This window comes from Pseudomonas sp. Root401 (assembly GCF_001425105.1).
GTDB lineage: Bacteria > Pseudomonadota > Gammaproteobacteria > Pseudomonadales > Pseudomonadaceae > Aquipseudomonas > Aquipseudomonas brassicacearum.
Genome location: NZ_LMDO01000055.1, coordinates 39,070 through 50,466, shown reverse-complemented (window position 1 = coordinate 50,466; position 11,397 = coordinate 39,070). Strand labels below are relative to the sequence as shown.

12 protein-coding genes are annotated in these 11,397 nt (G+C 60.5%); 4 read left to right on the top strand and 8 right to left on the bottom strand.

What is annotated here, in order from left to right; all coding sequences use genetic code 11:
• Nucleotides 1-47: 47 nt before the first annotated feature.
• Both fabA and fabB read left to right on the top strand, forming a co-directional pair.
• Nucleotides 48-563 carry a 3-hydroxyacyl-[acyl-carrier-protein] dehydratase FabA gene (gene fabA / locus ASC85_RS26310; protein ID WP_003204400.1) on the top strand — a complete coding sequence of 172 codons (516 nt, stop codon included), beginning with the start codon at nucleotides 48-50 and terminating at the stop codon, nucleotides 561-563.
• Nucleotides 564-574: 11 nt separating this feature from the next.
• Nucleotides 575-1,795, top strand: coding sequence for a beta-ketoacyl-ACP synthase I (fabB, locus tag ASC85_RS26305; protein WP_057451975.1), 1,221 nt, complete (start codon nucleotides 575-577; stop codon nucleotides 1,793-1,795).
• A gap of 160 nt (nucleotides 1,796-1,955) precedes the next feature.
• On the opposite strand, the gene ASC85_RS26300 is transcribed toward fabB, so the two are convergent.
• Nucleotides 1,956-2,420, bottom strand: a complete 465-nt coding sequence (locus ASC85_RS26300; protein ID WP_057451974.1) for a DUF3859 domain-containing protein — start codon at nucleotides 2,418-2,420, stop codon at nucleotides 1,956-1,958.
• 136 nt (nucleotides 2,421-2,556) lie between these two features.
• Entirely contained in the window at nucleotides 2,557-3,573 is a 1,017-nt protein-coding gene (locus ASC85_RS26295) for an amidohydrolase family protein (RefSeq protein ID WP_057451973.1), read from the bottom strand.
• A 126-nt stretch (nucleotides 3,574-3,699) separates the two neighbouring features.
• Here ASC85_RS26295 and ASC85_RS26290 point away from each other — a divergent pair, with 126 nt between their 5' ends.
• Entirely contained in the window at nucleotides 3,700-4,560 is an 861-nt protein-coding gene (locus ASC85_RS26290; RefSeq protein ID WP_057452107.1) for a pirin family protein, read from the top strand.
• A gap of 221 nt (nucleotides 4,561-4,781) precedes the next feature.
• On the opposite strand, the gene ASC85_RS26285 is transcribed toward ASC85_RS26290, so the two are convergent.
• From ASC85_RS26285 to ASC85_RS26270, 4 genes are all read right to left on the bottom strand, one after another.
• A complete protein-coding gene (locus tag ASC85_RS26285) occupies nucleotides 4,782-5,510 on the bottom strand; it encodes a dienelactone hydrolase family protein (RefSeq protein WP_057451972.1) in 729 nt (242 codons plus the stop codon).
• A 69-nt stretch (nucleotides 5,511-5,579) separates the two neighbouring features.
• Nucleotides 5,580-7,484 (bottom strand): molecular chaperone HtpG, encoded by a 1,905-nt coding sequence (htpG, locus tag ASC85_RS26280; RefSeq protein ID WP_057452106.1) that lies wholly within the window; start codon nucleotides 7,482-7,484, stop codon nucleotides 5,580-5,582.
• Between the two features lie 87 nt (nucleotides 7,485-7,571).
• Nucleotides 7,572-8,033, bottom strand: a complete 462-nt coding sequence (locus ASC85_RS26275; protein ID WP_057451971.1) for a PaaI family thioesterase — start codon at nucleotides 8,031-8,033, stop codon at nucleotides 7,572-7,574.
• Nucleotides 8,030-8,506: a PaaI family thioesterase gene (locus ASC85_RS26270; RefSeq protein WP_057451970.1), complete on the bottom strand. Its 477-nt coding sequence runs from the start codon at nucleotides 8,504-8,506 to the stop codon at nucleotides 8,030-8,032. The genes ASC85_RS26275 and ASC85_RS26270 overlap by 4 nt, the downstream gene beginning before the upstream one ends.
• A 157-nt stretch (nucleotides 8,507-8,663) precedes the next feature.
• Between ASC85_RS26270 and ASC85_RS26265 the strand changes: the two genes are divergently transcribed.
• Entirely contained in the window at nucleotides 8,664-8,918 is a 255-nt protein-coding gene (locus ASC85_RS26265) for a hypothetical protein (RefSeq protein ID WP_057451969.1), read from the top strand.
• A gap of 73 nt (nucleotides 8,919-8,991) precedes the next feature.
• Here ASC85_RS26265 and ASC85_RS26260 read toward each other — a convergent pair whose 3' ends face one another.
• Both ASC85_RS26260 and brnQ read right to left on the bottom strand, forming a co-directional pair.
• Nucleotides 8,992-9,729, bottom strand: a complete 738-nt coding sequence (locus ASC85_RS26260; RefSeq protein ID WP_057451968.1) for a DUF599 domain-containing protein — start codon at nucleotides 9,727-9,729, stop codon at nucleotides 8,992-8,994.
• Between the two features lie 233 nt (nucleotides 9,730-9,962).
• On the bottom strand, nucleotides 9,963-11,276 hold the full coding sequence (brnQ, locus tag ASC85_RS26255; protein ID WP_057451967.1) for a branched-chain amino acid transport system II carrier protein: 1,314 nt from the start codon (nucleotides 11,274-11,276) through the stop codon (nucleotides 9,963-9,965).
• Between the last annotated feature and the right edge of the window lie 121 nt (nucleotides 11,277-11,397).

Genomic DNA, 11,397 nt, shown 5'->3' with positions numbered 1-11,397 from the left:
GGGAAGATTTGCCCCACCCTGCCGCATGGGACTATTGAGGAGCTCGCATGACCAAACAAAACGCCTTTACCCGGGAAGATCTGCTGCGCTGCAGTCGCGGTGAGCTGTTCGGTCCAGGTAACGCGCAACTGCCCGCCCCGAACATGCTGATGGTGGATCGCATCACCCATATCAGCGAAGAGGGTGGCAAGTACGGCAAAGGTGAATTGGTCGCCGAGCTGGATATCACTCCGGACCTGTGGTTCTTCGCCTGCCACTTCGAAGGTGATCCGGTGATGCCGGGCTGCCTGGGCCTGGACGCCATGTGGCAACTGGTCGGTTTCTTCCTCGGCTGGCAAGGCCTGCCGGGTCGCGGTCGCGCCCTGGGTTCGGGCGAAGTGAAGTTCTTTGGTCAGGTCCTGCCGACCGCCAAGAAAATCACCTATAACATTCATATCAAACGCGTCCTCAAGGGCAAGCTGAACATGGCCATTGCCGATGGTTCGGTTGCCGTGGATGGTCGCGAGATCTACACCGCCGAAGGCCTCCGGGTCGGCGTTTTCACCTCCACTGACAACTTCTAAGGGTTATCCGCATGCGCCGCGTCGTTATCACTGGTCTGGGCATCGTTTCGTGCCTGGGCAATGACAAAGAGACCGTCTCCGCTAACCTGCGTGCAAGTCGCCCTGGCATCCGGTTCAACCCGGAATATGCCGAAATGGGTCTGCGTAGCCAGGTTTCCGGCTCCATTGACCTTCCCCTCGAAGAGCTGATCGATCGCAAGATCTACCGTTTCGTCGGCCACGCGGCGGCTTACGCCTACCTGGCCATGAAGGACGCCATCGCTGACTCCGGGCTGACCGAAGAGCAGGTTTCCAACCCGCGCACCGGCCTGATCGCCGGTTCCGGTGGCGCCTCCACCTTGAACCAGATGGAAGCGCTGGACATCCTGCGCGAGAAAGGCGTCAAGCGCGTTGGCCCATACCGCGTCACGCGGACCATGAGCAGCACGGTTTCCGCCTGCCTGGCCACGCCGTTCAAGATCAAGGGCCTGAACTACTCCATCGCCTCTGCCTGCGCCACCAGTGCCCACTGCATTGGCAACGCCATGGAACAGATCCAGATGGGCAAGCAGGACGTCGTGTTCGCTGGCGGCGGTGAAGAAGAACATTGGAGCCAATCGTTCCTGTTCGACGCCATGGGCGCCCTGTCCAGCAAGCGCAACGACACACCGGAAAAAGCTTCCCGTGCCTACGATGCCGACCGTGACGGTTTCGTCATCGCCGGCGGCGGTGGCATGGTGGTGGTCGAGGAGCTGGAACACGCCCTGGCCCGTGGCGCCAAGATCTACGCGGAAATCGTCGGCTACGGCGCCACTTCCGACGGCTACGACATGGTTGCCCCAAGTGGCGAAGGCGCCATCCGTTGCATGCAGATGGCCATGTCCACCGTTGATGCACCGATCGACTACCTGAACACCCACGGCACCTCGACTCCGGTCGGCGACGTCGCGGAAATGAAAGGTGTGCGCGAAGTGTTCGGCGACAAGGCACCAGCCATCAGCTCCACCAAGAGCCTGTCGGGTCACTCCCTGGGCGCCGCCGGCGTTCACGAAGCGATCTACTGCATGCTGATGATGGAAGGCAACTTCATGGCCGGTTCCGCCAACATCGACGAGCTGGATCCAGAAGTGGCCGACCTGCCAATCCTGACCAAGACTCGCGAAAACGCCACCATCAATACCGTGATGAGCAACAGCTTCGGCTTCGGCGGCACCAACGCCACCCTGGTACTGAAGCGCTGGCAGGGCGCGTAGGAGCTGCCGCAGGCTGCGATCTTTTTAAAGCGAAAAAGATCGCAGGCTTCGCCAGCTCCTACAAGTCAATAAAAACGCCCCGACTGGTTCGGGGCGTTTTTTTTGCCTGGCGAATATGCCTGGGTTCCTCGTGGGAGCTCGCCCCACAGCGTTCCCTCAATCAGCGCACGACAAACCGCTGCTGCGTCAGCAGCCGATCACCCTGGAACACCATGAACCGCCACTCCCCCGGCACCACTTCGTGGCTTTCGGTGAATTCGTAGGCCATGACATCCTGGGGCGCGCCGGGCACCAGTTTCTGGATGACCTCGAACTTGTCGTGGCGCACGCCATCGGGGGTACGAATGCCGGGGGTGAAGTACAACAGGGTCAACGGCTGGTCATCCGCGATCTTGCCGGCCAGCTGGTAGCGCATGCCGAACTTGGTGCCCAGCTTCGCCGGCACGCTCTCGGTCTGGCGGATCTGCTCGTTGCTGCGCCGCAGGACCCGCTCTCCCGATTGCAGCTCGGCTTGCGGCCCTTCGAAAACACCGTACTCCACCGGGCCTTCGACACGGACTTCGGCCTGTGCCAGGCCGCAGGTCAACAACAGCGCGACCAGTGCGCTTGAACGGGTGAGGTGCATAGTGCGCTCCTTGATTGAGATGAGCGCGAGGGTATGACGCGGGAGTGACAGGCTGATGACAAAGCGATGTTGCTCTGTGGGAGCAAAGCTTGCTCGCGATGCAGGCACCTCGTTTCCCCGGAAGCCGGCGTCGTCTTCATCGCGGGCAAGCCTTGCTCCCACACAACACCGCCAGAAAGTTATCCCGCGCCACCTTCTGCGCCACGTCTTCGGGTAAGGCATCGAGAAACGGATCGAAGCTGCGCAGCTCCTTGCCCAACTTGTCGAACCGCCCGACGACATCCGAGCCCACCATGAAGCGCTCAGGAAAGCGCTCCACCAGCGTTACCCACTCATCCCGGGGCTTGCCCGCCTCGTCCAGCAAGTACGGCGTGAGCACGCTCCAGGACAGGTCTATGTACAGATTGGGATAAGCCTCGAGCATGCGGGTCAGGGTCGGCAACAGAAAATCCAAGCGGGTCTGGTGACGATGGATTTCCATGCTGGTACCGGCATGGGCCCAGATGAAGCGCGTGTGCGGATGATTGCGCAACGGCTCCTCGATTTCTGCCAGATACAGCGGATTTTTCTCACGCTTGGAAGTGATGTTGGAATGCAGCATCACCGGCAAGTCGTTCTCGGCCGCCAGGTGATAGATCCGCGTCATGGCTTCGTTGTTGGCCCGTGGGGTATCGCCCGCGGTCAGCGCTGTCAGATCGTCGTGGCGGGTGAAGACCTCGCCGATGCCTTGCCACAAACCCGGGTAGAGATCGAGCATGCGCTGGATATGGGCGGCGGAGTTCTTGTCGTTGGGATTGAAGCCCGACAGGAACGGATGAAAGTGCCGGCGCTGCTCGTCGGTCAGCTTGCTCACCGCCGCGGCGACAATCACGTCGGTGGCGCTGTACCAATAGGCATCCGCATCGTCACCGGCGTAATAGCGCGGACGCTTGGGCTCGTCCTCATGCCATTTCTTGGCCACCGGCACTCCGGAAATCATCACATGCTCGATGCGATTGTCCGCCATCGCCTGGAGCAACTTGGGCATGCCGGCGGTTTCCTGGAAGAAATCAACGTAATGCAGGTGCGCATCGCTGTAGGCATATTCGCGAGCCACGGCGCCGCTGCTGGAAACGACCAGCAGCCAGGCGCAGATCAAACGGGTCAGGGGCACGGGCAGTCTCCAGAAGCCTTGAACAGCGTAGACCCCAACCGTCCCGCCGGGGTTCAAGACGTATCTGCCGCGTCTGCCGGCGACGGGTTATGCTTCGTGCAACCGTTGTTCAACCTGGAAGACAACATGACCACTCCCCTGACCGTTCGCCCCCGCGCCGAAGATGTCGAAGGCCAGCCGATTCTTCGCCCGCTGCCTTCCGCCAAATGCCGCAGCGTCGGGCCTTTCGTGTTTTTCGATCACATGCTGCAAACCACCTACCCGGCCGGCAGAGGCATGAACATCCGCCAGCATCCGCACATCGGCCTGTCCACACTTACCTACCTGTTCGAAGGCAAACTCCAGCACAAGGACAGCCTGGGTTCCGACCAGGTGGTGGACGCCGGGGATGTCAGTTGGATGACCGCCGGCAGCGCCATCGCCCATGTCGAGCGCACCCCCGAGTCATTGCTGGGCAGTGCTTTTGTCATGCACGGGTTGCAAGTCTGGCTGGCCTCGCCCAAGGCCCACGAACAAGGCCCCGGGCATTACAGTCATCACCCGGCACAGAGCCTGCCGGTCAGCGAGAACCTGGGGGTCAGCATCCGGATGATCGCCGGGGCAGGCTTTTGCCTGGAATCGCCGGTGCCGGTGCTGTCGCCGACGCTTTATGCCGAGTTGAACCTGCAAACCGCGACGACCTTGCTGATTCCCACCGAACATGCAGAGCGGGCACTGTACGTCTTGAGTGGCGAGGCGTTGCTGGACGGCGAGCCGGTGCAGGCTCACTCCTTGGTGATACTGCCGACAGGGGAAGAAATGACGCTGTTTGCCGACAGTGACTGCCATGCCGTGCTGTTCGGCGGTGCGCCTCTGGACGGGCCGCGGCGGATCAACTGGAACTTCGTTTCCAGCGACCCAGCCCGGATCGATGAAGCCCGCCGGCGCTGGGCGGCTGGGGATTGGCCGACGGTGCCGGGGGAAAGCGAGCGGATCGAGTTGCCCTAGATTCACAACATCCTGTGGCGAGGGAGCTTGCTCCCGCTCGACTCTGTAGGAGCTGGCGAAGCCTGCGATCTTTTGATCTTGATCTTGATCTTGATCTTTCGCTTGAGATTCAAGTGACTGGGGAAAAGATCGCAGCCTCGTTGCACTCGACAGCTCCTACACAGCTCCTACACAGCCCCTACACAGCTCCTACAGGCCCACACAGGTTCAACTTGAAGCATTCAGCCCTTGAACACTTCATCCAACAAGTTATGCATCGACCTGAACGCCCGCCCAGCCACCTTGGCGTCGTACATCATCTTGCCCGGCACATTGGCCTGCGGGTCGGTGAACGAATGCACCGCACCGCCGTAGCTCAGCAATTGCCAATCCACCCCGACGGCGTTCATTTCATCTTCGAAGGCCGGTAGCTGCTCTTTCGGCACCAGCGGGTCCGAAGCGCCATGCATGACCAACACCGCGCCCTTGATGTTCTGCGCATCGGCCGGGTTCGGGGTATCCAGGGTGCCGTGGAAGGAAATCGCCGCCTTCAGCGGTGCGCCGCTACGGGCCAGTTCCAGGGCGCAGCAGCCCCCGAAGCAAAAGCCGAACGTGGCCAGCCTGGAAGCGTCGACCTGCGCTTCGCCCTGGCTCTGCAGTTGCTCGAGCGCCGCCTGCATGCGCTTGCGCAACAACGCCCGGTCGTTCTTGAGGGGCATCATCGCCGCCCCCGCCTCATCGGCATTGCTCGGGCGGACCGTCTGCCCGTACAGGTCGGCGATCAACACCACATAACCGTTGGCCGCCACCGACCTCGCGATGTCCTCGGCCCCCGCCCCTACGCCCATCCAATTCGGCGCCATCAGCAACCCCGGGCGCGAGCCCTGTTGGCTGACGTCGAAGGCCAGGCGGCCTTCATAGGTTTGACCTTCGATCTGATAAACCAGCGAACGAACCGTAACCTGACTCATGACTGACTCCTCTTGAACGGAACACCAGAAATGAAAAAACCCGCCGAAGCGGGTTTTTCCTGCACTTGCTTAAGCTGACAGTTCAACCAACAGCTTGTTCAGGCGACGCACATACGCCGCCGGGTCCTTCAGGCTGTCGCCAGCCGCCAGGGCCGCTTGGTCGAACAGGATGTGCGAAAGATCGCCGAAACGCTCTTCGCTCTGCTCGTTGTCGAGTTTTTCCACCAGTGGGTGGGCCGGGTTGAATTCGAAGATCGGCTTGGAGTCCGGGACTTTCTGGCCGCTGGCTTCGAGAATCTGGCGCATTTGCAGGCCCAGGTCCTGCTCACCGATGGCCAGGATCGCCGGGGAATCGGTCAGGCGGTGCGAGACACGCACTTCACTGACAGCGTCGCCCAGGGCCGTCTTGATCCGCTCGACCAAGCCTTCCTTGCTCTTGGCGACTTCTTCGGCGGCTTTCTTGTCTTCTTCCGAATCCAGGTTGCCGAGGTCCAGGTCACCACGTGCCACGTCGACAAAGCTCTTGCCGTCGAACTCGTTGAGGTAGCTCATCAGCCACTCGTCGATGCGGTCGGTCAGCAGCAGCACTTCGATGCCTTTCTTGCGGAAGACTTCCAGGTGCGGGCTGTTCTTGACCTGTGCATAAGTTTCACCGGTCAGGTAGTAGATCTTGTCCTGGCCTTCCTTGGCGCGAGCCAGGTAATCGGCCAGGCCAACGATCTGCTCGCCATCGTCACCCTGGGTCGACGCAAAGCGCAGCAGGCCGGCGATCTTCTCTTTGTTGGCGAAGTCCTCGGCCGGGCCCTCTTTCATCACCTGGCCGAAATTTTTCCAGAAGCTCTTGTACTGCTCTGGCTCGTTCTTCGCCAGCTTTTCCAGCATGTCCAGCACGCGCTTGGTCAATGCCGACTTCATGGAATCGATGATCGGATCTTTCTGCAGGATCTCCCGCGAAACGTTCAGCGACAAATCGTTGGAGTCCACCACACCTTTGATGAAGCGCAGGTACAGCGGCAGGAACGATTCGGCCTGGTCCATCACGAACACACGCTGCACGTACAGCTTCAGGCCGCGTGGCGCTTCGCGCTGGTACAGGTCGAACGGTGCACGGGCCGGCACGTACAGCAGCGAGTTGTACTCCAGTTTGCCTTCGACCTTGTTATGGCTCCAGCTCAGCGGGTTCTCGAAGTCGTGGGCGATGTGCTTGTAGAACTCCTGGTATTCCTCGTCTTTCACTTCGGTGCGCGGACGGGTCCACAAGGCACTGGCGCGGTTGACGGTTTCCCATTCCACTTCAGGCTTTTCTTCGCCTTCGGCAGCGGTGACTTCCTTCGGCAGCTCGATCGGCAGCGCGATATGGTCGGAGTATTTCTTGATGATGTTGCGCAGGCGCCAGCCATCGGCGAACTCGTCTTCGCCGGACTTGAGGTGCAGCACGATGCGGGTGCCGCGATCCGCCTTGTCGACGGTGGCGACTTCAAACTCGCCCTCGCCCTTGGACGACCAGTGCACGCCTTCGCTCGCAGCGAGGCCGGCACGGCGGCTGAACACTTCGACCTGGTCGGCAACGATGAACGCGGAATAGAAACCGACGCCGAACTGACCGATCAGGTGGGAATCTTTCTTCTGGTCGCCGGACAGGTTCTTCATGAAGTCGGCAGTGCCAGACTTGGCGATGGTGCCCAGGTGCGTGATCACCTCTTCGCGGCTCATGCCGATGCCGTTGTCTTCGAGGGTGACGGTTTTCGCGTCCTTGTCGAAGCTCACACGGATTTTCAGCTCAGCGCCGCCTTCCAGCAATTCAGGCTTGGAAAGGGCTTCGAAACGTAATTTGTCGACAGCGTCAGAGGCGTTCGAAATCAACTCGCGAAGGAAAATTTCCTTATTGGAATACAGCGAGTGAATCATCAGGTGCAGCAGTTGCTTCACCTCGGTCTGGAAGCCCAGGGTTTCCTTTTGAGTTTCCACGCTCATGGTCATCAAACTCCAAGTGGATGGTGGTGTCCGCCTCGCTGAGATTGGCGGCGGGATGTCCTCAAGGTGGGGGCAACGCTGATGATTTCAAGGGCGATCCGGTTTTGACGGCTCCTGGATCTTGAAATGTGCCCGGGCAGTGGCGATGGGTTCGGCCTCGACGTCTTGCCAGGCGGTGATCGCGACGTTGGCCACCCGCCGGCCCTGGCGCCAGACCTGGCATTTGGCATAGGTGTCGCGAAACTGCCCGGTGCGCAGGTAATCCAGGGAGAAATCGATGATTTTCGGTATGCCTGGCGTGCCGGTGGCGATCAACAGATGCACGGCAGCGGCCAGTTCCATGAAACCGGCGATGACGCCGCCATGGATGGCCGGCAGTAAAGGGTTACCAATGTTGTCTTTGTTGGCCGGCAGGCGAAACAACAAGTCGTCGCCCTGGCGCGTGCATTCGACGCCGATGAGTTGCGCATAGGGAATCGAGGCGAGCAGCAGCGCGTAGTCGCCTTGCTCGCAGGCCCGGCGCAGGTGTTCCTGAGTGATATCGGTCATGGCTGGCCCACGGTGGTCGTCGGGACGCCCTTCCCCATTCCCCTGGCATGCTGGCCCAGGCGCATGAAGGTGCCCACCACATGGGCGATGGGTTGCTCGGGGTTGTCCTGGTAGGCGAAACCCCGGGTGAAGATCACGTCCGGGGTGACTCGGTAGCATTGCGCGAAGCCGTAGACATCCTTATGGGGCTCGGCGGCATGCATGTAGTCGATGCGCAGGTCGAGGGTGGGACAGACTTCGAATTGCGGCAGCACACATAAAGTCGACATGCCGCACGCGGTGTCCATCAGTGAGGTCAACGCGCCACCGTGGATGATGCCCGTCAGTGGATTGCCGACGATTTGCGGGCTGAACGGCAGGATGACCGTCAGCCCGTCACGACTGGCACTGTGCAGCTTCAAGCCCAGCACCTGGCAATGCCTGAGTGCGGATAAAAAACGTGTCGCACGCTCAAAAACGGGGTCTTCGGCCATTCGATTAACGCTCCAATGAGTGACGAGACCTGAAAACAGGCGCAATCCACAAAGTTCCGTTGCAGTGCAAAGTTATATATCTGTTATGCAACAGGAACTTAATCCGAGGGGTGGCGTTCAAAAGGCCAGTAGTTATTTCCATAAGGAGAAACACCCCATGCGTAAGACTTTTGCTATTGCCTTGATGTTGGCCGCTTCCCTCGGCCTCGCTGCCTGCGATAAAAAATCCGAGGACAAAGCTCAAGATGCCCAACAACACGCTGAGCAAGCTCAGCAAGACATGAACAAAGCACAGGATAAAGTGAACGACGCGGCGAAAGAAAACGCCGAAGCCGCCAAAGCTCAGTCTGAATCGAAAGATGCCGCCGCGCAGGAACAAGCCCCTGCTCCTGAAGCGCCTAAAACCAACTGATACGGTTTTAGCGGCAAAAGAAAACCCGCCTGGTGCGGGTTTTCTTTTGCCTGCGATTTGGCGGCGACGCCTGTCAGGCCGCTTCCTTGCCCACCTCGGACACGGGCGCTTCGGTGGGGGTATAGACCATCACGTCCAGCACATCGGAGTGAAACTCGCGCTGGTACAACACAAACACCACCCCGGCACTCATCAACATGAATAACCAGGGGCTGACGAACCACGCCAACATGGTCATGCCGAAGTAATAGGAACGCAGGCCGAAGTTGAACTGGTTGGCGGCCATGGAGATCACTCGCGCCGCCCTCAGTGCAAAAGCCTTGCGCTCCTGCTCCGACACATGGCGCTCGCCGATCATCGGCGCCGAGCCAATCAGGACTGCCGCGAAGTTGTATTGGCGCATGCACCAACTGAACGTGAAGAACGCATACACGAACACCAGTGCCAGGCACAGCAACTTGACCTCCGCCATGCCCTGGGACGCCTGCTGCACCATGGGGATGTCCGCCAGCAACGACACCGCCCGATCGGACGCCCCGAGTACCGTCAGGATACCGGCCAGGATGATCAGCGTACTGGAGGCGAAGAAGGATGCGTTGCGCTCCAGGTTGCCGATCACGCTGGCATCGGCGATACGGTTCTCACGCAGCAGCATGCGGCGCATCCAGTCTTCGCGGTACAGATGCATCACGCTGGCCAGGCACGCCGTGTCCCGGGCCTTCCAGCTGGCATAACGGGTGTAGCCCGCCCAGCAGATGATGAACCAGGCGGCGGCAAGCAGGTGGATCAGGTTGGCTTGGATGAATGACATTCGATTTCCTGTGACGAAACAAAATCTGTGGCAATAGTATCAGCGAACCCTGTGGGAGCGAGCCTGCTCGCGATAGCGGTATAACTTTCACTTCGATGTCGGCAGTTCCAACGCTATCGCGAGCAGGCTCACTCCCACAGTCCACGGAAAAAGACACTGCACTCAAAAAAAATGCCCCGTATCGATTGATACGGGGCATTTCAGTTCTTGCCGATGGATCTGCCTGTAGCCGCTTAAGCCAACGCTTCGCTGCGTTTGCCCAGCAGGCGATCGCACACCACCGCGACCGCCAGGGTCATCACCGAAGGCACCAGCCAGGCCAGGCCTTGCTCGCTCAGCGGCAGATGGGCCAGTTGCGCCGGCATCCAGTCCGCCAGGCCAGCGCCCTTGAGCGCATCGATCAGGCCAAACAGGAACGACACCAGCATCACCGGGCCAACGATGCGTCCCTGCTCGTGCCAGAAGTCCTTGCAGAAGCTCAGGGCCACCAGGGCGATGCACGGCGGATAGATCGCGGTGAGGACCGGAATCGAGAACGCGATCAGCTTGGTCAGGCCCAGGTTGGACACCAGCAGCGAAAAGGCCGCCAGGATCACGACCAAGGTCTTGTAGGACAGCGGCAGGACGCGGCTGAAGTACTCGGCACAGGCGCAGGTCAGGCCGACTGCGGTCACCAGGCACGCCAGGGAGATCAACACCGCAAGGAAACCGCTGCCCAGGCTGCCGAAGGTGTGTTGCACGTAGGCATGCAGCACAGCGGCGCCGTTGGTTGCGCCCACGGCCACTTCATGGCTGCCCGAACCCAGGCGGAACAGGCTGACGTAGACCAGCGCCAGGCCCACCCCGGCAATCAGCCCGGCGATGATCGCATAGCGGGTGATCAAGGCCGGCGACTCGACGCCCCGGGAACGGATCGCGTTGACGATGACAATGCCGAACACCAAGGCGCCCAGGGTATCCATGGTCAGGTAGCCATTGATGAACCCTTGGGAGAACGGTGCCGCGATGTACTCGGGGGTCGCCACGCCGATATCACCCGCGGGCAAGGCAAACGCCGCGATACCGAGCACGGCCAGGGCGATGATCTTCAGTGGCGCGAGGAAGCGCCCGACGGTGTCCAGCAGACGGCCCGGATAGAGCGAGATGAAAAACACCAGCAGGAAATACACTGCGCTGTAGAGGAACAGCGCCAGCGGGCTTTCACCGGTCAACGGCGCCAGCCCGACTTCGAACGAAACGGTGGCGGTACGCGGCGTGGCGAACAACGGGCCGACGGCCAGGTAGCACACTGCCGCCAGTACACCACCGGCGAGCTTACCAATGGGGCTGCTCAAGGCGTCCATCGCACCGCCCACCTTGGCCAGTGCAACGACCGTGATGACCGGCAGCCCGACCGCCGTGATCAAGAAGCCCAGCGCCGCCATCCAGACATGAGGTCCGGACTGCAAACCGACGATAGGCGGGAAGATGATGTTGCCGGCCCCGACGAACAGGGCAAATGTCATGAAACCAAGCGCCAGGATGTCCTGGCCTTTCAACACTTTCATTAAGGAAACCACACTACTGAATCGGAATTTAGAGAGGGATTTCCCTTATGGGTGAGGGAAATGCTGCCGATCCGTATGGGACCGACCCGTTTAGCGCGGCGCTTCCTTGTGGGCAGCGGTC